Here is a 20,948-nt window from a genome sequence, read left to right on the forward strand (position 1 = left end):
AGTCCGGCATTCAGGCGAATGGCACCGAGCCATCGAATCGTCGCAAACCGGTTGCGCAATCGGAGCAGACTAGGTAGGTTTCAACCGATTGCAGATTGCAACCAGAAAGGGATTCCCATGCCACAGCTGGTCCGAGTTCAGAACTTCGCTGTCTCCAGCGATGGATACGGCGCAGGCGAGGGGCAGAGTCGCGAGCGCCCATTCGGCCACGCCGATCCGGCGGCGCTCATGTCTTGGGCGGGCGCCACCGCCCACTGGCCCAACCGAACCGATCCCGGAGGCAGCTACGGCCTCGACGACTACTGCACCCGCGACTTCACCAACAACATCGGCGCGGAGATCATGGGGCGCAATAAATTCGGCCCGCAGCGGGGCCCATGGGAGAACTACGACTGGCAAGGCTGGTGGGGCGACGAACCACCGTTCCACACACCGGTTTTCGTGCTCACCCATCATGTGCGCCCCTCGATCACCCTGGGGGACACGACATTCCACTTCCTCGACGCATCCCCGAAGGACGCCCTGGCACAGGCATTCGACGCCGCCGACGGCAAGGATGTGCGCATCGGCGGCGGTGTCGCAACGGTCCGAGAATTCCTCGAAGCCGATCTCATCGACAATATGCACATCGCCGTCGCATCAGTCGAACTCGGCCGCGGCGAAAGGTTATGGACCAGTCCCGACGAACTCGTCGACCGTTTTCATCTCGAGCAGATCCCGAGCCCGAGCGGTGTTGTCCATCACTTCTTCTGGCGACGGTGACGCAACTCTCGATCGCTGCGCTCAACGACCCCCAGGACTGGGGGCTTCCGGCGGCATCCGGCGTCCGATTCGATCTACGGTAGTAACGATTGCCCGTTTGGCGGATTACCTAAACGGGTTCGAACGTTGCGCGGATGCGATTTTCAGGAGTGACGCGGTATGCGATTCAGAGATCTCGTTGCGGCGGCCGCCGCTGTGACGGTCGTCGGCACGGGAGTGAGCCTGCTGGCGCCTGCCGCCTCGGCCGCACCGATCAACAGCGCGGCCAAGGCACCGGACGGTTCCTACATCGAGAAAGTAGAGACACTCGGCGATCGCAAGCTGCAGCTCGAGATTCACTCCACGGCCATGGATCGGACCTTCCCGGTCCTGGTGGATCTGCCCGCGGACAATTCGGTCCCGCGCCCGACGCTGTACCTGGTCAACGGGGGCGGCGGTGGGGTCGACGGTAATGCCTCATGGGACCAGAAGACCGACGCCAAGGAATTCCTCGGCGACAAGAACATCAATGTCGTCGAGCTGATCGGTGGCCGGTGGAGCTACTTCGCCGACTGGCGCGCGCCCGATCCGGTACTCGGCGTGAACAAATGGCAGACCTTCTACACCGAAGAGCTGCCACCGATCATTGATGCGGCACTCGGCACCAACGGCAAGAACTCGATCGCGGGCTACTCGATGGCCGGTACATCGGTGCTGATGCTGGCGATCACCAAGCCCGGCCTGTTCCAGAATGTCGGCGCCTACAGCGGCTGCGCGCAGACCAGCGATCCGGTCGGCCAGAAGTTCGTGCAGACCACGGTCGAAACGTGGGGCGGCGGTGACCCGGAAAATATGTGGGGTCCCGCCGACAACCCGCTCTGGCAAGCGAACGATCCGGTCTTGCACGCCGACAAACTGCGCGGAACGAACCTGTGGGTTGCGGCGGGCGGCGGTCTGCCCGGCGCGCACGACGCTCCCGGCGATCCGTTCATCATGGGCGATGACAAGTACAACCCGATCAGCGTGGCCAACCACGTCGTCGTCGGCGGCATCATCGAGGCCGCGATGAGCGCCTGCTCGCACAACCTCCAGAACCGGTTGAACGAGTTGGGAATTCCGGCGACCTTCGACCTGCCCCCCACCGGCACCCACACCTGGGGCTACTGGCAGGACGACCTCAAGCAGTCCTGGCCGGTGCTGTCCAAAGATCTCTACTGACCTCGAAATCCGTTCCGACGCACTGATATCCGGTCGGCTCGCGGCTAGCCGACCGGCACGGTCACGCCGGAGGACGACGGGGCACCGTGCAGGACCAGTTGGCTCGGGTCGTCGTTCTTCTTGTCGTTTTTCTTGCCGTTCTTGTCCTTGCGGGGTAAGTCGAAAGCCAGCCGAATCGTGTGAGTGCTGCCGGGATCGATCTGGTCGATGCCGTTGCTCAGTTCGGTGGTCGCGGTCGCATCGGGGGCGAGGGTGCGCCCGGCCGTGGTGACCAGACGTTGATCGGCGATGCGGAAGACTTGGCCGTGTTGGGAGATATTGGTGACCGTCAGCGTCACGATGGTGTAGGAACCGCCCGGGGTCACCGAACCGGTGCGGCTCGCATCGGACACCACCCCGGTCACAGTGAAAGCGAAGTTCCCGTCGCGCACCGCACCGGCCGGACCCAGGGATTGTTCACCGGTCGAGGGTGGCGGCGAATTGGGCGAGGCGGCAGCGGAAGTCGTGACGGCTGGCGCGGTGTCGGACCCGAGGACACCACTGAGCAGCCACAACGCCGCCGCCGCGACGAGCGCCAGCCCGGCGGCGATCGGTAACCATCGCCGCACCAGAGGCTTTCGCTGCGGATCGGGATGCGCGACCGGGTGTGTGCGCGGCTCGGGCGTCGGTGGCTCCAACCGGGTCGTGCCCACAGCGGTCATGACACGGGTGCGCGGGTGCGTGCCCGATATCGCAGGGTCCGCGACCAGCGGCACCGGGTGCGCCGATGCGGACCACCCCAATGCCGCGCGTGCCGCGGCGGCGAATTCACCCGCGCTGGGATAGCGGTCCCCCGGTTCTTTGGCCATCCCGCGCGCAATGACAGCGTCCAGTGCTGGCGGGACACCTCCGGCAGCCCGCGACGCACACGGGGGTTCGGACATCAAATGCGCATGCATCTGCTGTGCCGGATCACCGTCGCCGTATGGCAGCTTCCCGGTGAGGGTTTCGTACAGCACGCAGGCCAGTGAATAGACATCCGAGCGGGCATCGGCCGTGCCGGTGAACCGCTCCGGCGCCATATAACCCAACGTGCCGACCACCAAGCCGGTGGCCGTGAGCGCGCTGCCGTCGGTGGCGCGGGCGATACCGAAGTCGATCAGATATATGAAGCCGCGGGTGTCCTCGAGGATATTGCCCGGCTTCACATCCCGATGAACAAGCCCGGCCGCGTGAGCGGCATCCAGCGCCTGCGCAGCCTGGGCGATGACCTCGACCGCCCGGGTCGGTTCCAGCGCACCCGACCGCAGCCGCGTGGCGAGATCGATGCCCTCGATATAAGCCATCTCCAAAAAGAGATGCCCATCGACCTCGCCGAAGTCGCGGATCGGCACGATGTGTGGGTCGCGCACCTGGGCGCCCAGCCGGGCTTCCCGCTCGAAACGGCGTCGATAGCCCGGATCGGCGGAATAGGCCGCGGACAACACCTTCAACGCGACGGTGTTGCCGGTGCGGTCGCGCGCCGACCACACCTCACCCATACCGCCACGGCCCACCAAGCGTTCGAGGTGGTAATTCCCGAACGAGCCGCCAGCGCTCTGCACCGACACACACTGACCGTATCGCTGCGGATCGCTGCCACCGCGACCGGATCCCCGCCAGCCGACGGTTTACCGGGCCGTTTCCGTCCAGGTGACCGGCAGTTCGTGGACACCGTAGATATTCATGTCGGTCCTGAGCTTCACCTCGTCTGCCGGGATGGCGAGGGCGAGGGTCGGGAAGCGACGAAGCAGTCCGCCGAAACCGGCGCGCATCTCGATACGGGCCAGTTGCTGGCCGAGACATTGGTGGATGCCATGGCCGAACGACACCAGACCGCGAGGCTTGCGATGCACGTCCAAGGTGTCGGGGTTGTCGAAACGCTGCGGATCGCGGTTGGCGGCCAACAGCGAGACGACGACGGTCGAGCCCTTGCCGATGGTTTCGCCGCCGAGTTCGATGTCCTCGGTGGCATAGCGATAGAAGATGTCGGCGACGGACAGGTAGCGCATGAGTTCCTCGACGGCATCGGGGACCAGCTCCGGGTCGGCGCGCAGTTCGGCCAGCTGCTCGGGATGCTCCAGCAGCGCGAAAGTGCCGAGCGCCAACATGTTCGCGGTGGTCTCGTGCCCGGCGAGCAGCAGCAGGAAGGCGATGCCGGTCAACTCCTCGATGGTGAGGTCGTCGTGGCGGGCCAGGTCGGACAGGATGTCCTCGCCGGGTTCGGCGCGTTTGCGCGTGACCAGTTCGGCCAGGTAGGTGGTCATCGCGCCGTAGGCGGCCATCTTCTCATCGAGCGGCTGGTCTTTGAGCAGGAACTTGGCCGAGTTGACCTGGAAGTTCGCCCGGTCCGCGTAAGGGACGCCGAGCAGTTCGCAGATCACCAGCGAGGGCACCGGCAGCGCGAACGCCTTGACCAGGTCGACCGGCGGGGTCAGGCGCGCCATCTCGTCCAATTGCCGCTCGGTGATGTCGATGATGTGCTCTTCGAGCTGCTTCATGCGTTTGACGGTGAAGGCACTGGTGAGCTTGCGCCGCAGGCGGGTGTGGTCCGGCGGGTCCATGGCGACGAACAAGCCCGGGATCTGCGGGGAAGGTTCGGTAGCGACCGGCATGCCGGGAGTCTCGTAGGGCACGTGGACAATGCCGATGTCCTGGCGGGAGCTGAACCGAGTGTCGGCCATGAGCTGGCGGACCGCGTTGTAGCCGGTGACGAGCCAGCCCTCGTGACCGTCGGGGAAGAGCATGGGACTGACCGGGCGAGCCTCGCGCAGCCGGGTGATTTCGCGGGGTGGGGCGAAGGGGCCCGCATTGCGTTCTATGGGGAGGCCGTGCGGGACGGGAACCGTTCGAGTCATCGGGTTTTCCTCAATAAGTAATAGGGATGAGTAGATCGACAGGCGGATTGGTCTAGTCGTCGATGGCGATCGCGCCGGACGGGCACACCTGGGCGGCCTCGCGCACGGCATGCTCCCACTCGGGGGCGGGTGTGGTGTCCAGCGGCAGCACGCGGCCGTCCGCGTCGTCTTGGTCGAATACTCCGGGGGCGGTCAGTACGCACATGCCAGCGCCGATGCAGCGCTCCCGGTCGACTCTGAGTTCCATCGGTTACCTTTCCTTCCAAGTGATCGGGAGGGCGAGCACGCCGAAGGTGAGCGCATCGGGGATCACCTTGTCCCCGTCCGCCTTCCGCGGCCCGCAAGTTGAATTGCTGAATTCACATGAACACGCACTCCGGTGCACGACGCTGACGTTGCGTCGTGCGGCCGGTGCTGTGGTGGCGCTGCACTAGGCGGCGACGGCGTGCCGAATGATGATGTTGCCGTGGGAGTTACGCGCGTATACCTGCACGGTGTCCTCGTTCTGCTCCGGCCGGGAGACCGGCTGCATCTGGTTCTGCACGGTGCCGTGCTGGGCGTTGGTTTCCACCCGGACCGCGCTGCCCGGACGAATACCCACCTCCAACTCGCCCATGGATGTCTCCAGCCGCAGCACGCCGCGCGCTGCCTCACCGATGCGGATATCGCCCTTGGCGGTTTTCGCGGTCACCGAATCGTGCGCGCGCTCGATGATGATGTCCCCGGCGGCGATCTCCAGGTCGCACTGGCCGAGTTCGCCTGTGCCCAGCAATCGGCCCACACCCGCGGTGCCCTCGAGTCGGGAGCCGGTGGGCACCTCGATCCGCACCTCGATCGACGGGTTGCCGCCGAACGGGGTGTAGGTCCGCCAGTCCTTCGGCGTTTTCACGGTCAGGGTGCCGTCGACGAAATCGACCCGGGTTTGCTCGGCGGCGCGCACGTCACCCTTCTTGGACTCATCGGCGGGGCGGACCTCGACGACGGTGTCGGTACGGTCGGAGGCGATGACCGTGACATTGCCGGAGAGCACCTCGACGGTGACGGCGATGGGCTCCGGGGTCTGGAATGCGGGCATTGCGGTACTCCTTCAGCGTGTGAACGGTTGGTGTGTGATCAGCCCGTGCTGTTCACGTGAACTACTGTCGCCATCCCGGCTGATACGGAGCTGACGCCGACCTGACACGCCGACCGACATGGTGTTTGACCTGGTCACAGCGGTTGATTGGTTGCCGGGCAACATGTTCGGCAGGTGCGCCACCGCTGGCTGGCCGCGCTGCGGCGACCACTCTTGCGGGCTGTGCTGGTCGCCCCAGCACAGCGGGGCGAGGGGTCGACTTGCCGTCCACGGCAGAATGGTCCGGTGCAGATCGGGATGCTTGGACCGCTCGAGATTCGAGTAGATGACGGGGGACTGCTGACGGTACCGGGTGCTCGGTTGCGGGCGCTGTTGATCGCTCTCGCCCTCGAACCCGGTCGTGCGGTCCCGAAATCCAAGCTGGTCGACTGGATTTGGGGTGAGCAGCCGCCCTCCGACGCCGCGAACGCCTTGCAAGCACTGGTCTCCCGACTGCGCAGAGCGCTGCCGGACGGGGCGATCGACGTGCAAGCGGGCGGATACCGGCTGACGGTGGCATCCGACGCTGTCGACGCCGTGCGGTTCGAACGGCTGCTCGACCAGGCCCGCGGCGGTGACGACGCGCATCAGGCCGAGCTGCTGCGCGAGGCCGTCGAGCTGTGGCGTGGTGCGCTGATGCAGGACGTCGATGTGCCGGACAGTGCGGCCGTCGACGCGGTAATCACCCGGCTCGACGGGCTGCGCCTGACCGCCATGGAGGATCTGTACGAAGCGGAGATCCGCCTCGGCCGCGGTGCGGAGCTGGTCACCGAGCTGACCGAGCTGGTGGCCGAGCACCCGGTGCGGGAACGGCTCGTCGCCGCGCTGATGCGGGCATTGGTCGCCGCGGGTCGTAGCGCCGAGGCGCTGGTCGTGTACCAGCATGCCCGGGAGGCGCTCGCCGACACGCTGGGTGTGGATCCCGCGCCGGAGCTGTCCGCGCTGCACGTCGCGCTGCTGCGCGGCGAAGTGGGAGCGCACGAAAACGATCGCAAGACCAACCTGCGGGCCGAGTTGACCAGCTTCGTCGGCAAGCAAGGCGATGTTGCCGCGGTGCGGGAACTCATTGCGGCACACCGGCTCACCACGGTGACCGGGCCAGGTGGCTCAGGGAAAACCCGGCTGGCCATGGAGACCGCGCGGACCCTGCTCGACGACCTACCGGACGGGCCATGGCTGGTGGAATTGGCGTCGGTCGGCGCCAGTGGTGACGTGGCACAATCGGCGCTCGCCGCGCTCGGGCTCCGGGATGCGCTGCTCGGCGCCGCACCGAATGTGGAACCGATGGACCGGCTCATCGCGGCGCTGCGCGAGCGCGAGACGCTGTTGATCCTGGACAATTGTGAGCACGTGATCGACTCCGCGGCGGCATTCGCCCACCGGGTACTCGGCGAGTGTCAGCGGCTGCGGATCCTCGCGACGAGCCGGGAACCGCTCGGCATCACGGGCGAGGCGTTATGGCAGGTCGAGCCGTTGTCGTTGCCCGCCGAGAACGCCGACCCCGGCGAGATCGAGTCCTCCCCGGCCGTTCGGCTGTTGCTGGATCGGGCCGGTGCGGTGCGCAAGGATCTCGTCACCGATGCCCGCACACTGTCGAATCTGGCGCGCGTCTGCCGGGCGCTCGACGGGATACCGCTGGCAATCGAACTGGCCGCGGCCCGATTGCGCACCATGTCCCTCGATCAGGTCGCCACCCGCCTCGACGATCGATTCCGCCTGCTGACCGGCGGTAGCCGGACCGCGCTGCCGCACCACCGGACATTGCGCGCGGTGGTCGACTGGAGCTGGGAACTGCTCACCGACGCCGAACGGACGCTCTTGCGCAGGCTCGCGGTGTTCTCCGGCGGTGCGAGTCTCGATGCGGCCGAACAGGTTTGCGCGGACGGCGGGAACGACACGGCGGTCGAGCGGTGGGAGGTGCTCGAGCTGCTGACCGCGCTGACCGAGAAATCGCTGCTGCTCACCGCGCAGGACAGCGGGCCGCGCTATCGCATGCTCGCCACGATCGAGCAGTACGCCAGGGACCGGCTCGTGGAGGCGGGGGAAGCGGATTCCGCGCGCCGAGCGCACTTCGAGTACTTCACCGAACTCGCCGAAACCGCCGAACCGCAGCTGCGCCGAGCCGAGCAGTTGAAGTGGCTCACCACGCTCGAGGCCGAACACGACAACATCGCGGTCGCGATGCGTGGCGCGCTCGCGGCGGGCGATGCGCCCGGGGCGATGCGGCTCGCGGCGGCCGCGGGCTGGTACTGGTGGCTGAGCGGACACAAGGCCGAGGGCATGGAGTTGATCACCGCGGCCGTCGAGCTGCCCGGCGAGGTGGACGATGAGACCCGGGCCATGGTGTACGGACTGGTCGTGCATTTCGCGTCCTCCGGGCGCAATGACGAGAATCAGCTACAGGAATGGATCCGCGAGGCACACCGGTTCGGCCGGGGCATTCGGGCCCGGCACCCGGCGCTGGCGTTCGTCGCCGCGCTGGAGCGCTTGTTGCACGGGCCGGACGCGATTCTGACCGCGTTCGAACCGCTGCTCACCGACGACGACCCGTGGGTGCGGGCACTGGCCCGGCTGCAACTCGGCAAGATGCGGGTGGTGCTCGGCCAGGACGGACGCGAGGCTGACGAGTATTTCGAGACCTCGCTCGCCGAGTTCCGGGCCATCGGCGAGCGTTGGGGGATTTCGTTCGCACTGACCGAACTGGCGAATCGGATCGCCACCCGCGGCGAGTTCGCCGCCGCGTGCGAGCTGTTCGACGAGGCGATCGCCGTGGTCACCGAGGTCGGCGCGATCGAGGACGTCATCCGGTTCCGGGCGCGGCAGGCCCAGTTGTATTGGCTGCTCGGTGATTCGGAGGCGAGTGCGTCCGCCATGCTGGCGGCGCAGCGGGCCGCGGATCAGGCATCCTGGCCGAGCGCACTGGCCGAACTGGCGCTGTCGAAGGCGGAGCTGGCCCGTTGGAGCGGTGACACCGAGCAGGCGTACCGGCAAATCAACAGTGCGACAACCATGTTGGGCGGCGATGCCGAGCAGCCGAATGTCAGCGCGGTACTGCACGACCAACTCGGCTACCTGGCAGCCGATCTCGACCGAGCCCGTGCCGAACACGCCGCGGCATTCCGAGCCGCGACCGATGCCGGGCATGCGCCCCTCATCGCCCAGATACTGGTCGGAATCGCGGACCTGGCGCAGCGTGACGGCCAGGACGAGCAGGCCGCGCGGCTGCTCACGGCGAGTGCCGGACTACGCGGACTGCCCGACCGTTCCCAGCCGGACGCGGCCCGCATCGAGCAGACCGCACGACATCGCCTCGGCGAAGCGCGCTTCACCGAGGCGACGAGGGAAGGTGCGAAGTCGGACTGGCGTGAACTGGTCGCGACTACGCTCGCTTGTTGAACGTGGCACGCGACCACAGGTACCCGACAATGGCGAACCCGGCACACCAGGCGAGCGCGGCGGCCGTGTACCCGCCGGACGGATGTCCGGCGAGAAATCCGCGCAATGACTCGATGATCGGCGTGAAGGGCTGATACTGCGCGAACTGCCGGACGCCCTGTCCCATCTTGTCGGCTGGCACGACCGCGCTGCTCACAAAGGGCAGCATGATCAGCGGCACAACGGTCATGCCCGCGGACTCCGGAGTCTTCGCGGCCATGCCCAGCGCGACCGTCAGCCAGGAGGCCGCGAACGATGTTGCCGTCACGATGCCGAGCGCGCCGAGCCAGTCGAGCGCGGCCGCGGACGGCCGGAACCCCAGCGCGAAGGCCACCCCGAGGACGGCCGCGATGGCGACCGCATTGGTCAGTATGGTGGCCGCGACGTGACCGGTCAGCACGGCGCTGCGGGAGACATCCATGACCTTGAATCGGTTGATGATGCCCTTCGCCATATCGGAGCTCACCGCGACCGCGGTGCCCGACAAGCCGTAACTGATGGCCAGCAGGATCAGACCCGGTGTGGCGTAATCGATGTAGTTCTCACCGACCTCGAAGGCGTTGCCGAAGACGTAGACGAAGATCAGCATCATCACGACCGGCATCAGCGCCGCGTTGAATACCGTGACCGGAGTTCGGGCGATGTGTTTGAAGTTGCGCCGCAACATAATCGCCGAATCGGCCAGCGGTGCGGTAATGGTGCTCATTGTGCGTTGGCCTCCGTGGTCGCGTGACCGGTCAGGGAAAGGAAAACATCATCGAGATCGGGGGTGTGGACGGAGACCTCTTCGGCCTCGATCGAGGATTCGGCGAGCCGCTCGAGCAGGTGGCGCAATGATTTCGTGCCGCCGTCGCCCGGTACCCGCACGGTCAACGTCTCGTCGTCGCGGGTGCAGTCGGGCAGGATCCGCGCCGCCGCATCCACTTCCGTGACAGTGCTGAACCGGAGCCGGATGTGGCTGCCCGGCACTCGGCGCTTGAGTTCGTCGGGAGTGCCCTCGGCGACGATGCGGCCCTGGTCGAGCACCGCGATCCGGTCGGCCAGCTGATCGGCTTCCTCGAGATACTGGGTGGTGAGGAAGATCGTCACGCCATCGGCCGTCAAATCCCGCACGATCTCCCACATCGTGCGACGACTACGCGGATCCAACCCCGTTGTCGGCTCGTCCAGGAAAACGATCTCCGGCCTGGTGACCAGCGTCATCGCCAGGTCCAGTTTGCGGCGCATACCCCCGGAATAGGTCGCCGCCCGCTTTCGCGCCGATTCCGCCAGATCGAACCGTTCCAGCAATTCGGTGACCACCCGCTTGCCCTCGCTGCCCCGCAGACGGTGGATATCCGCCATCAGCCGCAAGTTCTCCTCGCCGGTCAGCAGATCATCCACCGCCGCGAACTGACCGGTGACCCCGATCGCCGCGCGCACCGCCTTGGTCTCGGACGCGATATCGTGCCCGGCGACACGCGCCGTGCCGCCATCGGCCTGCAACAGCGTGGTCAGCACGTTCACTGTGGTCGTCTTACCGGCCCCATTCGGACCGAGCAGCGAAAAAATCGTCCCGGCACCGATATTCAAGTCAATGCCATCGAGGACGACCTTGTCCCCGTAGGCCTTTCGCAGCCCAGAAGCTGCAATTGCTGAAGTTGTCATGCGACCACTGTCATCGGCGGTGCTGATACCGACCTGACAGCGACCTGACACGGTGTTCGCGCCGAGGGATTGACCCTGCCCCTGCGTCAGGGTTGGAGTCTTGTCACATGACGAATGACAGCACTCAGCTCGCTCCGCCGATCGGCGGGTTCCAGACAATCGACGGCCGCCGTATTTTCCTGCATCGGGCGGGCAGCGGCGGACCGGCCGTCGTGTTCCTGCCCGGCGCGAGCGCGGTCGGACTGGACTATTTCGGTGTCCAGCAACAGGTTTCGCAGTTCACCACTGCTGTGCTCTACGACCGTGGCGGCACCGGCTACAGCGATTCCCTGCCGTTGCCGCGCACCGCCGCCGCGGTCGCCACGGAACTGCGCGAGCTGCTGCGCGCCCAAAACCTCCCCGCTCCCTACGTTCTCGCGGCACACTCCCTCGGCGCGTTCTACGCGCATCGGTTCGCACAGCTGTACCCGCGGGACGTGGCGGGCCTGGTCTGGTTGGACGGCCTACACCGCGACTGGGATGACTTCATGCCGCCCGCAGCGAATCTGGCCGCGGCCGAGCAGATGGCCTCCGATCCTGAGCAGCTCGAACAGCTGCGCCCGGCCCTGCGCGAGATGCGCGCCGAGTTGCTCGCGGACTACCCGGAGCACATACGGCAACCGCTGATCGATGCCAAGGCGAGCGACGAATGGATGCGGGTCGGCATCGCAGAGCGTGCCAACTTGACCGCCCTCGCCACCGAACTGCGAGCCGGGCCGAGCATCCCCGACGTTCCGGTGGTCGCGCTCACCGTGGTGGGCGACGACCCCTCGCAGGAGATGAACGACGCCAAGACGAGAATGGATGCGGCCCTGGTGAGCACGGTCTCGCACGGGGAACAGCGCATCCTCTCCGACACCGCCCACCACCGGCTCTGCTTCGACCGCCCCGATGCCGTGGTCCAGGCGATTCGCGACGTCGTGGACCGGGCTTCGCGGACCTAGACTCGGCACGACCATGCCCGACGACGACAGGGGAACGGTGCTGACCATCGGCCGCCTCGCGGCAACCGCGGGCGTAAGCGTGCGCACCGTTCGCCACTATCACCACGTCGGCCTGTTGCCCGAGCCCGAACGCGATGCCTCCGGCTACCGCTGCTACAGCGCGCAAGCCGCGGTAGACCTCATCCGGATCAGGACCCTCGCCGACGCCGGTGTTCCACTGGCCCGTATCGACGCGCTGCTGCACGCCCAGCCAACCGAATTCGCCGCGGCCATCACCGACATCGACGCCGAATTGCAGCGCAAGATCGACCAGCTCACCGAATACCGCACCCGCATCGCCGACCTGGCCAGCGGTGAAAGCCTCGTCCTGCCCGCCGAAGTGGTCGCCATCCTGAACCGAATGCGCGGCCTCGGCGTCAGCGAACAGCGGGTACGACTCGAGCGCGACTCGTGGATCCTGCTGCAGGCACTGGACCCGCAGGCCATGCCGCAGCGAATACGGGACAAGACCGCGGGCCTCGACGACCCGGAGACGACGCGCCTGTATCTGGCCTGCGATCAAGCAGTCGACTGGGACCCGCACGACCCGCGCCTGGACCAGCTCATCGACGACCTGGACGCATGGGAGATCGAACACGAACGAGACAGCAATCCACCGAAGAGCCTGCACCTGATCTCATCCCGAATCTCCGAAGCCTCCCCCGCATGGCAACGCATCATCGACGCACTCACCCACCGCGCTGAACGCCGCCGAACACCATCCCACACCGAGTGAGGGCACCTTCTGATCCATAATCCCTTGGCGCGCAGCAAATCCCGGAGCAGCACCGGCGATCCCGACAGCGTGCACGACCGTGGTTCAGGCTGTCGCGGCCTCGAATCCGGCGGGACTGCGAAGTACAAGGTCGATGGTGATGTCCGCACCGGTGGCGCGGTCTTGCTCCCGCAGATTCGACAGCGCCAGCGGTGGCGGCCCGGCTACGCCCTTCCTGCGAACGGCGGCTATGGCGTAATGCCGTCGAATTGCATGACCCAGTAGGGGTTGTTCGTGGTGGTGTTCCATTGTGAGACATACAGGGTCACGTCGGTGGGCGAGGTGGAGCGGGGGTGGATGTAGCCGCCGTAGAGCTGAGGGAACGAGCGGACCCAGAACTGCCACCACGGGACGGCACCGTAGATCTGTCGTTTCGGGCTGGTCCACACCCGGTCGATTGCCGGTGCGGTGCGGGTGGAAATGCAGTAGCCGCCGACGTCGAAGTAAGACATGACCCACGTTCCGGCAAGGTTTTTCACACTCACCTCCCCGATGGGCCCCATTCCCGCGAATAACGGGGTGGGTATCGGGTTGCCCCACTGCCAGTTCGAGCCGTTGTAGCCCCAATACTCGTAGGCGCCGCGGCTGGCGATCTGCCGCCACGGCACGCGCATCAGGATCGGACCTCCTCGATTGTGGATGCGCCCCCATTCCTTCGATACGACATACAGGTAGCCGTCGCCGTTGTTGTTCCCGATGCCAGCGAAGGACTGCATCATGAACGGGCTCCAGCCGTCGCCGTCATTGGGCCACACGGTCGCGTAGTCGGTCCAGGTGGCGCCGTCGTCGTCGGAGTAGGCGAGCCCGCAGAACAGCGCGCCGTACCGATCATCGGGTGCGTTCCAGTCGTGAACGCTGGTGTAGGTCAACCACGTTCGCCCGTCGGGGTCGACGAAGGCGTCGTTGGGAATACGGGTGACCTCGAACCCGTAGCCGTTGTCGGCGTTGTGTGCGTAACTGAGTGCTTGTGTTGCCTGCGCTCCGCCCGGGGTTGCGGTGAAGGTGGTGGTGGCATCCGGAAGGTCGGGGCTGAACAGCAGGATCGGCGAGCCGAGCCATATGCCGGAGCCTTGGCCGTCGCCGGTGAAGGCGTCGCCGAAAACGAATCCGGACCGACCCGGCTGGAAATGGCTCCGGTCATATGGGATCCCGAGGTCGGCGCCACCCACCCCGAATTTCTTGGCCGTGCTTCCGGCGTACCCGGTGATCGCGGTGCCCCAATGATTCGACATAGGCCCTCAATTCGGCTTATGCGGCAGCGGCGAGGACGAATCGGGTCCATGCCGCGGCTCAGTTGACGTTCTCGGTCCAGACCAAGGACTATCGAGTGGGTGGCTGGAAGCCTGCGATATCGAGCTTCTGTCCGATTGCCGCGATCGCGTCGACGAGGGACCAGCCGCCCAGTTGCGGCCAGCCGGTGCCTTGTACACCCCGCATCTGAATCCACTCGTCGCGGATGCGTCCGTCGAGGTCACGCGGCAGCGGGACCTGGGTCGGCCCGTGCGGTGGTTCGAACCCGGGCAGGCCGAGAGTCTGCCCGACGGTGGCCACACCGTCGACGAGGGTGCGACCGGCCAACTGCGGCCAGCCGTTGCCGCCGATGCCCATGAACTGAATCCACATATCCGTCACCGGATCCGGCGCGACGACTCCGACACCGACCTGGTTGGCGAAATCCTCCGGCGAAAATCCGTCGGCGGAGTTCATGTCGCAATTCCCGAAGGGCGGCGCGCCCTCGGGCAGGCCACCGCCGTATCCCTGGCCGTCGGTGTACTGGTGCGCAATCTGACCGGGCAGGTGGGGGTTACCGCCGTAACCAGCGCCGATCATATTGAGCCCATCCGGGCGCACCGGCCACATGCTGTCGAAATCGGACCGGTTCGCATAGCCGATGACCCGGCGGGTGGAGCCCAGCCAGTCGGCCAGCCGCCAATAGGCGCGGTTGATACCGTCGGACTGGTCCCCGCCGGGATTGCCGCCCGATTCCACATCGATCATCGAGACCATCTTCGGGTGCGGGCCGCCCGCCTGGCCGACCATGCTCCGGTGAGTGTCCACGGTATCGAGCCAGTTCGGCCGCCAATAGAAGTAGACGATGAAGCAGGCTATTCGCCCGTCGTCGGCGGCTCGAGCAGCCCAGGCATAGTTCGTGTAGAAGTTGTGGTCGCGGTAGGTCCCATCGTTGGAGCGGCACGAAAAGATCTGATACGGATAGGAATCATCGACCGGAACTTGGAACTCGGACACATCGGCGAAAAGGGAATCAACCATAATCCCCTCCAAGAGGTCGACCGGCCCTCGGCGGGACCGGATCTCGGGTGATAGCTATCCATTCTCCGTGGCCGCCCCTGCCACGTCATCGATAGTGCACTTCTCGTGACCGCGTCGTAATCGGTGACGCCGCAACGGAACAGCTACTACTGGCCGCTGGCACCCGCCACGACGGCACGGACCCTCAGCTGGGTCGTAGTCACCTGGCCGTTACCGCACGCCGTCGCGGCGCGCTCGAGATACAGCGATGCGGTGTTGTCGGGTGGGTAGATTCGCAGTCCTGGCACCGCCACCGGCTGACACTGCTCGGGCGGAATGTTGTGCACGTTGACCGCGAACACAAGCGCCGACGCTTGGCCGCCGGGAGCCAACTGGACCGGACCCGCCGAGGAGCCCTCCCGGGCGGCGGGCGCACCGACGGGTGCGCTATCGGAACCGGTGACATAGGAGACACCGGGGAAGCCTTCGAGTACACACGGACCGGACCCGTTGTTGGTGAACACGATCGGGAAGGCGACGGTTCCGGCAGCGGCGGTTTCCGGTCCGAGACCGACGGCCAGATCCGATGTCCGACATTGCGGTGCAGCGGCATTCGAATCGCGCACGGCCGATGTCGGGGCGGCCGACCATCCCGAAACCACCTGCAGCGCCGGGCCCGCGCTGTTGCTCGTCGTATCCGACGCCGAGTGTTCGGAACCGCAACCGCCGACGGTCGCGGCCGTAGCCGCAGTGAGCAGCCACCACGCCATTCGCAATCGCCTCACAACAGCTCACCGTACTCCGCGAGCAGGCCGATGTGCAGCGGAAACGCAATCACCACAACCGGATACGTCCCTACCGATCGGTCGCCGTCGACGGCGCGAACAGCCCAGGCGCCGAACCCGCACCAGTCACTCGATGATGTCCCACCTGGACTCCTCGGCCGCTGTCGCGAGCTTGCTGACGCGGCGGACGCTCTCAGGGCGAACCGCACCTGGAGGGTTATGTACAGCCAGCTTGGGAGAACAACACGACGCGGCAGCACTGACGGTTGCCAAGTGCGGTCGGCGGCTCCCTCGCTGCGGTCCTCGCCGACCCCTGGCAGTGAACCGTTCACAGGGTCGGGCACGCTCAGCGGTTGTCCGACCTCCACGCCGATGCGAATGCGTAGTTCGGGGAATCGGTGTCGGCTGCGCTCGACACGTCGAGGTAGCCCGCAATGTCCAGAGCCCTGGACGCAGCTAGCCATCCTCGGCGAGCAGGTGTCGTCGGTGTGGCATGAGGTCATCGGCGTCGTGCGCCATGCGTCATCGAGGTCGAGATGATCGGTGAAGATCACCGCGGGCAGACGATCGCGATGGCACGGGCACAGGTCGGCTCCATCCGCTCGACGCGGTTCCGCCTGTGTCCCTGACCATTCGCTGTGAACCAGATTGGCAGCCGCGCGGACCATGGATGGTTGATCGTCGCCGCTCCACCGCAGCTCGTGATCATTCCGACAGACCAGATGCGGACTCGCCACGCTTATGACAGATCACGTGCGAACACGACAGATCAGTTGAGGGACAACAGCGGTGAGCGCGACCGGATACCGAAGTCTCGGCCCGCGCCTTGCGAGCGGTTAGCTGACCGCTTCACCTACGCTCCTCGCCAGCTGAACCAAATGTGGCGGGCAGTTTAAATCGGTCAACGCGGCGGCTTCTGGAGTTCGGCGAAACCGCGTAGAATTCCAGCAGGTCGGGACAGCATTTTGGAGCCCTATCATGACCGACAGAAAGAATTCACACACGAAGTTCGCTCGATTGGCGGCCGCCGCTGGTGCAGCAGCGGTTGCTGCGATTCCGATGGTTGCTGCCGCGGCGCAAGCGCCTACCGCGCACGCATCGGCGCCCACGTCTGCAACCCAACTCGTCGACAGCCCCGGTTGGGGCGGTGGCCCCGGATGGGGCGGCGGCGGTTGGGGTGGAGGCGGCTGGGGCGGCGGTGGTTGGGGCGGCGGCGGTTGGGGTCACGGCGGCGGTTGGGGCGGGGGCGGCTGGGGATGGAATCCCGGCTGGTGGAATTGGTGGAACCCGCCCGGCTGGGGCTGGGGCGGGGGTGGTTGGGGTAGCTGGGGTTAGGTCCTAGCGCCGGTGACTGAGCCCGGACACGCACAGCGTGCCGGGCTCGGTCGCATCGAGAACTGATCACGTGTAACCAGATTCGACCATCCGGGGCTGGAACTGGTGCCGAGATGAAGATTGCCTGTATAGGTGGCGGGCCCGCCGGGTTGTACTTCGCTATTTCGATGAAGCGGCGCGACCCGGCCCATGCGATCACGGTGATCGACCGCGATCCACCCGGGTCCACCTATGGCTGGGGGGTGGTGTACTGGGATGACCTGCTGGACATTCTGTATCGGAATGACCCCGACAGCGCCCAGGCGGTGCGTGCTGGGTCGGTCCTATGGCGTGAACAGGCAATACATCTGCGCGGCAACCAAACCGCACATTTCAGTGGCTACGGGTTCAGCATGGGTCGAGCGGCATTGCTCGACGTACTTTCCCGACGCGCGAGCGACCTCGGTGTCGATGTCCAGCACGGGCGACAGGTCCACGATCTGTCCGGCTTCGACGACACCGATCTCATCGTCGCCTCCGACGGCGCGAACAGCCGGGTGCGACAGCTGGGTAACCATCGTTTCGGCACGTCCGTCACACTCGGCGAGAATCGATATATCTGGCTCGGCACGGACAAGGTCTTCACCCGATTCACCTTCGCCTTCGAACACACCTCGGCCGGTTGGATCTGGTTCCATGCCTACCCTTCGGTTGCCGAAAAAATCAGCACCTGCATCGTCGAGTGCCAACCGCAGACTTGGCATGGACTGGGATTCGATGCCATGGACAATCTGGAGAACTTGCGTGTTCTGGAGAACATATTCACCCGCCATCTCGACGGTCACTCGTTGATCAGCAAGACACGCGGCGAATTCGCAAGGTGGAGCCGGTTTCCCGAGGTGACCAACAAGTCCTGGTATCACGACAACGTGGTGCTGCTCGGCGATGCGGCGCACACGACGCACTTCACCATCGGTTCGGGCACCCGGTTGGCAATTGTCGACGCCGTCGTGCTCGCACAGAACCTGTACGAGCATGCCGAGGTCGCCGACGCACTGGAGAACTACGATGCGCAGCGGCGCGCCGCGCTGCGCCCGATACAGGCCGCCGCCCGTACCAGCATGATCTGGTTCGAACACGCCGACCGCTATCTCGACCGCAGCGCCGTGCAGTTCGCCTATGCGATGGCGACTCGGCACGGACTACAAATGCCGTGGCAATATCAGCTACATCTGCTCACCCAGGTACCCACTGTGCGCAGGATCCGGCGGGCCATCGACTCCGGACGGCGGTGGCGGCGGGCTGCCCGACGGGGCGAACTCGCGATGCCACTGCCGTCACCACGACGCCCACCCGAACCGATTCCGACCGATCAATCGATGTTCTGATCCCCACAATCCGGGCACCATGAGCAGTGCCGAGATTGCTTCAGTTGGCACGCTCTATTGGCAGTTCTAGGAATCGGACGTCTTCATCTTGTCCAGGATCCTGGGCTGCCATTGGTAAAACCAACTGAATTTGTAGGACTCTCCGTCTGGCGACGAGGTGGCGGCATAGGTGAATCGACGGTCGGTCGTGCTGAACGGAACGTTGTCGACGAGTCGCTCGAAGGCCGGGTCGATCGGGACTGGGAGTGTTCTCGGGTCCGGTGTTATCACGGGGAAACAGAGGCGCTCGATCCGCGGAGATTCCCAGCTGAAGGTGGCATATATATCGAATGCATTCTCGGTGAGCGAGAGGAATTGATCGCTCGGGTCCGGTAGTCCGGCGTCTCGGTGCAGCGAGACGATGGCGCCGGGTTCGAAGCAGTCGGCTGACAGTCCAGGGAAATACACGTTGATCGTCTTGTCGTGGTAGTCGATGCCGAGCAAGCCGACTTTGTCCGCCAAACCGTGACGTGCGAACATGCGGGCGTGATCGCCGAGACTGGGCGGCATGGCCGGGAGTGCGGCAAGCTCCGATACCTTTTGCACACCATCGGCAGGAAAGAACGGCCAGATTTTTTTGAAGCCGCCGACTACGCCGATGTCGATCCCGTAGCTGTCGATGGGGCACTGTTTCCGAACCTGGTCCAGGAGAGCTCCGACCGGATGATCGGTCTCGGGAATCAGTTTGTTGGAAAGGGCGATGTCGTAAGGGTCGGTGTCCCTCGGCAGCGTCAGAAAACGGTAGTCGAGGTCTCCCGAGCGGCGGGCGTCGGTAACCACTCTGAACGAGATCACGGACTGCGTGAGCAGCGTGCCGTATGCGGTGAGGGTCGACCAGACAGCATCTCGCGCGCAGGGGACATTCACCAGCTGCGCGGATTTCTCAATGGCCGCATAGAGATCGTCCAGCTCGGATTCGGTCGTGGTGAACATGCGTCCTCCCAGATTGAGTGCTACGAGCAGCATCGCGGTCTCGCCAATCCCATTCCGCCAGACAGCAAGTCATGTCCGGCAGAGTCGAATATGGCACGTAGACAGCACTTTACGCTGCGACGCGACCGTTGACCTTCAGTCAGCGGACTCGCGCATGGGAGTCATACGGGACTGAAACTCCTTGACTGCCTGGCTCATTGAGGGCGCGCGGGCGATCAGGACCCCGCCGCGGTTGTACATCACAGACCTGAAACGGTCACTAGCGGATGGGTTCCGGCGACTGCGGGCATGCCCCGGCGCGCCGACTACAACAGCCACAAGTGCCTGGACGTGCCCGCTTTCAGCACGGACGACGGAACGATCGTCGAGCAGTATCAGTGCAATGCTGGCACGAACCAGCAATGGGACCTCCGAGCCAACGGATAGCAGACCGACATTCATGCGAGTCACGCGGCCGGGGAACTGGCGCTCCGAAATCACCCCGCCCAATGCTCATTCGCCACATAACGGCGCTATTCGCGCGCACCGGTGGATCCCGGCTGTCCGTTCAGATCCCCGGTGATCATTTCGTGATGCCGATAATGTGCGAGTTCGCGTGTAGCGCAGTATCGTCGGGCCCGGTGCGCAATAGTGGCGGCTCGATTGCTGTCTATTCATGCGAGCAGCAAGAGGCAGTCTCCCCCTGATGAAGTAGTGGAACTCGGTTGTTCCGAGGATCCGAAAGGTTAGGAAAACAATGTTCCGTTCTGCCCTGATCAAGACGAGTCGCGTCCTTGCGGTGAGTGCCCTGCCGTTAGCTGCGGCCGTTGTATTCGCGGGTGCGTCTTCCGCCTCCGCGGATCAGGCTGCTGTCGCGGCGGCTCCGGTTGTCGCCCAGCCGATCGCCGGGCTCCCGCTCGAGGATGTCACCACCAACCCCGGCGCGCAGTACCCCGATCCAGTGCTGAACGGCGCGGCCGCGGGCGCTGCGATCGGCTCCGCCACCGGTTCCTTCATCGATCCTGTGCCCACCCTTCTCGGCGCCATCATCGGCGGGATCGTCGCCTCGGTAAACCCGGACGTCATCCCGCAGGTGCTGCCCTGATCCCTTAGGGCACAACCCTTTTGGTCGAGTCCGAGCCGCTCCCGCCGCTCGGACTCGACTGGTTCACCGACCCTGCACGTGGGCCAATGCTCACTCAGCCGCTGCCAGGCCACAGTTCCGGCGGCATCGCATGTGCCCAGTAGCTCGGCGCCACGCGTCTGGCAATGCCGGTGTGCAAGAGTTCTCGCCGACCGGCGGGACGCATCGGCCTCGCCGAATGGGGCGACAAACCATATCCGAGCGGGAAGCGCTCAGCGCATCCTGGATTAGCCGATTGCATGCTGTCGCCGGAGCCGCGCATATTTCGAGCGGTGAAATCCCACTAGT

The 20,948-nt window shown here is 65.5% G+C and carries 19 protein-coding genes; 9 read left to right on the plus strand and 10 right to left on the minus strand.

Features of this window, described 5'->3' with window-relative positions:
* The first annotated feature begins 117 nt into the window (after positions 1 to 117).
* Positions 118 to 762, plus strand: coding sequence for a dihydrofolate reductase family protein (locus NA5_RS01685; RefSeq protein ID WP_062981037.1), 645 nt, complete (start codon positions 118 to 120; stop codon positions 760 to 762).
* A 159-nt stretch (positions 763 to 921) separates the two neighbouring features.
* Entirely contained in the window at positions 922 to 1,959 is a 1,038-nt protein-coding gene (locus NA5_RS01690) for an alpha/beta hydrolase (RefSeq protein ID WP_062981039.1), read from the plus strand.
* Between the two features lie 44 nt (positions 1,960 to 2,003).
* On the opposite strand, the gene NA5_RS01695 is transcribed toward NA5_RS01690, so the two are convergent.
* From NA5_RS01695 to NA5_RS01710, 4 genes are all read right to left on the minus strand, one after another.
* Positions 2,004 to 3,548: a serine/threonine-protein kinase gene (locus tag NA5_RS01695; RefSeq protein ID WP_062981041.1), complete on the minus strand. Its 1,545-nt coding sequence runs from the start codon at positions 3,546 to 3,548 to the stop codon at positions 2,004 to 2,006.
* Positions 3,549 to 3,608: 60 nt separating this feature from the next.
* Positions 3,609 to 4,835 carry a cytochrome P450 gene (locus tag NA5_RS01700; RefSeq protein ID WP_062981043.1) on the minus strand — a complete coding sequence of 409 codons (1,227 nt, stop codon included), beginning with the start codon at positions 4,833 to 4,835 and terminating at the stop codon, positions 3,609 to 3,611.
* A gap of 52 nt (positions 4,836 to 4,887) precedes the next feature.
* The gene (locus NA5_RS01705) at positions 4,888 to 5,082 is read right to left on the minus strand and encodes a ferredoxin (RefSeq protein ID WP_062981045.1); all 195 of its coding nucleotides are present in this window, start codon (positions 5,080 to 5,082) and stop codon (positions 4,888 to 4,890) included.
* Between the two features lie 183 nt (positions 5,083 to 5,265).
* Complete coding sequence (locus NA5_RS01710; RefSeq protein WP_062981047.1) at positions 5,266 to 5,910, minus strand: DUF4097 family beta strand repeat-containing protein; 645 nt, start codon at positions 5,908 to 5,910, stop codon at positions 5,266 to 5,268.
* Positions 5,911 to 6,195: 285 nt separating this feature from the next.
* Between NA5_RS01710 and NA5_RS01715 the strand changes: the two genes are divergently transcribed.
* Entirely contained in the window at positions 6,196 to 9,345 is a 3,150-nt protein-coding gene (locus tag NA5_RS01715; protein ID WP_062981049.1) for an AfsR/SARP family transcriptional regulator, read from the plus strand.
* Here the strand turns inward: NA5_RS01715 and NA5_RS01720 are convergent.
* Together NA5_RS01720 and NA5_RS01725 are read right to left on the minus strand one after the other, a co-directional pair.
* Entirely contained in the window at positions 9,329 to 10,090 is a 762-nt protein-coding gene (locus tag NA5_RS01720) for an ABC transporter permease (protein WP_062981051.1), read from the minus strand. The genes NA5_RS01715 and NA5_RS01720 overlap by 17 nt on opposite strands.
* Entirely contained in the window at positions 10,087 to 11,031 is a 945-nt protein-coding gene (locus NA5_RS01725; protein WP_062981340.1) for an ATP-binding cassette domain-containing protein, read from the minus strand. The genes NA5_RS01720 and NA5_RS01725 overlap by 4 nt, the downstream gene beginning before the upstream one ends.
* 107 nt (positions 11,032 to 11,138) lie before the next feature.
* Between NA5_RS01725 and NA5_RS01730 the strand changes: the two genes are divergently transcribed.
* Both NA5_RS01730 and NA5_RS01735 read left to right on the plus strand, forming a co-directional pair.
* Positions 11,139 to 12,014, plus strand: a complete 876-nt coding sequence (locus NA5_RS01730) for an alpha/beta fold hydrolase (RefSeq protein WP_062981053.1) — start codon at positions 11,139 to 11,141, stop codon at positions 12,012 to 12,014.
* A gap of 13 nt (positions 12,015 to 12,027) precedes the next feature.
* Positions 12,028 to 12,789 carry a MerR family transcriptional regulator gene (locus NA5_RS01735; protein ID WP_245672035.1) on the plus strand — a complete coding sequence of 254 codons (762 nt, stop codon included), beginning with the start codon at positions 12,028 to 12,030 and terminating at the stop codon, positions 12,787 to 12,789.
* Positions 12,790 to 13,016: 227 nt separating this feature from the next.
* Here the strand turns inward: NA5_RS01735 and NA5_RS01740 are convergent, their stop codons facing one another.
* The 3 genes from NA5_RS01740 to NA5_RS01750 form a co-directional block, all read right to left on the minus strand.
* A complete protein-coding gene (locus NA5_RS01740; RefSeq protein WP_062981055.1) occupies positions 13,017 to 14,060 on the minus strand; it encodes a glycoside hydrolase family 183 protein in 1,044 nt (347 codons plus the stop codon).
* A gap of 88 nt (positions 14,061 to 14,148) precedes the next feature.
* Complete coding sequence (locus NA5_RS42990; RefSeq protein ID WP_307188854.1) at positions 14,149 to 15,099, minus strand: hypothetical protein; 951 nt, start codon at positions 15,097 to 15,099, stop codon at positions 14,149 to 14,151.
* Between the two features lie 146 nt (positions 15,100 to 15,245).
* On the minus strand, positions 15,246 to 15,863 hold the full coding sequence (locus tag NA5_RS01750; protein ID WP_157110172.1) for a DUF4232 domain-containing protein: 618 nt from the start codon (positions 15,861 to 15,863) through the stop codon (positions 15,246 to 15,248).
* 978 nt (positions 15,864 to 16,841) lie between these two features.
* On the opposite strand from NA5_RS01750, the gene NA5_RS41605 reads away from it, so the two are divergent.
* Together NA5_RS41605 and NA5_RS01755 are read left to right on the plus strand one after the other, a co-directional pair.
* On the plus strand, positions 16,842 to 17,198 hold the full coding sequence (locus tag NA5_RS41605; RefSeq protein ID WP_174555175.1) for a hypothetical protein: 357 nt from the start codon (positions 16,842 to 16,844) through the stop codon (positions 17,196 to 17,198).
* A 167-nt stretch (positions 17,199 to 17,365) separates the two neighbouring features.
* Positions 17,366 to 18,565, plus strand: coding sequence for an FAD-dependent monooxygenase (locus NA5_RS01755; RefSeq protein WP_218020029.1), 1,200 nt, complete (start codon positions 17,366 to 17,368; stop codon positions 18,563 to 18,565).
* A 66-nt stretch (positions 18,566 to 18,631) separates the two neighbouring features.
* Here NA5_RS01755 and NA5_RS01760 read toward each other — a convergent pair whose 3' ends face one another.
* A complete protein-coding gene (locus NA5_RS01760; RefSeq protein WP_063813137.1) occupies positions 18,632 to 19,537 on the minus strand; it encodes an aromatic prenyltransferase in 906 nt (301 codons plus the stop codon).
* Between the two features lie 288 nt (positions 19,538 to 19,825).
* On the opposite strand from NA5_RS01760, the gene NA5_RS43100 reads away from it, so the two are divergent.
* Together NA5_RS43100 and NA5_RS01770 are read left to right on the plus strand one after the other, a co-directional pair.
* Positions 19,826 to 19,963 carry an RICIN domain-containing protein gene (locus tag NA5_RS43100; protein ID WP_084483802.1) on the plus strand — a complete coding sequence of 46 codons (138 nt, stop codon included), beginning with the start codon at positions 19,826 to 19,828 and terminating at the stop codon, positions 19,961 to 19,963.
* Between the two features lie 310 nt (positions 19,964 to 20,273).
* Positions 20,274 to 20,621: a hypothetical protein gene (locus tag NA5_RS01770; RefSeq protein WP_062981064.1), complete on the plus strand. Its 348-nt coding sequence runs from the start codon at positions 20,274 to 20,276 to the stop codon at positions 20,619 to 20,621.
* Positions 20,622 to 20,948 lie beyond the last annotated feature (327 nt).

Origin of the sequence: Nocardia anaemiae NBRC 100462, assembly GCF_001612725.1 — a bacterium.
Classification (GTDB): Bacteria; Actinomycetota; Actinomycetes; order Mycobacteriales; family Mycobacteriaceae; genus Nocardia; species Nocardia anaemiae.

Bases quoted from the DNA above. Each gene is read 5' to 3' on its own strand.
- NA5_RS01685 (WP_062981037.1), top strand. From the start codon at position 118: ATGCCACAGCTGGTCCGAGTTCAGAACTTCGCTGTCTCCAGCGATGGA.
- NA5_RS01690 (WP_062981039.1), top strand. From the start codon at position 922: ATGCGATTCAGAGATCTCGTTGCGGCGGCCGCCGCTGTGACGGTCGTC.
- NA5_RS01700 (WP_062981043.1), bottom strand. From the start codon at position 4,835: ATGACTCGAACGGTTCCCGTCCCGCACGGCCTCCCCATAGAACGCAAT.
- NA5_RS01705 (WP_062981045.1), bottom strand. From the start codon at position 5,082: ATGGAACTCAGAGTCGACCGGGAGCGCTGCATCGGCGCTGGCATGTGC.
- NA5_RS01710 (WP_062981047.1), bottom strand. From the start codon at position 5,910: ATGCCCGCATTCCAGACCCCGGAGCCCATCGCCGTCACCGTCGAGGTG.
- NA5_RS01720 (WP_062981051.1), bottom strand. From the start codon at position 10,090: ATGAGCACCATTACCGCACCGCTGGCCGATTCGGCGATTATGTTGCGG.
- NA5_RS01725 (WP_062981340.1), bottom strand. From the start codon at position 11,031: ATGACAACTTCAGCAATTGCAGCTTCTGGGCTGCGAAAGGCCTACGGG.
- NA5_RS01730 (WP_062981053.1), top strand. From the start codon at position 11,139: ATGACGAATGACAGCACTCAGCTCGCTCCGCCGATCGGCGGGTTCCAG.
- NA5_RS01735 (WP_245672035.1), top strand. From the start codon at position 12,028: ATGCCCGACGACGACAGGGGAACGGTGCTGACCATCGGCCGCCTCGCG.
- NA5_RS01740 (WP_062981055.1), bottom strand. From the start codon at position 14,060: ATGTCGAATCATTGGGGCACCGCGATCACCGGGTACGCCGGAAGCACG.
- NA5_RS42990 (WP_307188854.1), bottom strand. From the start codon at position 15,099: ATGGTTGATTCCCTTTTCGCCGATGTGTCCGAGTTCCAAGTTCCGGTC.
- NA5_RS41605 (WP_174555175.1), top strand. From the start codon at position 16,842: ATGACCGACAGAAAGAATTCACACACGAAGTTCGCTCGATTGGCGGCC.
- NA5_RS01755 (WP_218020029.1), top strand. From the start codon at position 17,366: ATGAAGCGGCGCGACCCGGCCCATGCGATCACGGTGATCGACCGCGAT.
- NA5_RS01760 (WP_063813137.1), bottom strand. From the start codon at position 19,537: ATGTTCACCACGACCGAATCCGAGCTGGACGATCTCTATGCGGCCATT.
- NA5_RS43100 (WP_084483802.1), top strand. From the start codon at position 19,826: ATGCCCCGGCGCGCCGACTACAACAGCCACAAGTGCCTGGACGTGCCC.
- NA5_RS01770 (WP_062981064.1), top strand. From the start codon at position 20,274: ATGTTCCGTTCTGCCCTGATCAAGACGAGTCGCGTCCTTGCGGTGAGT.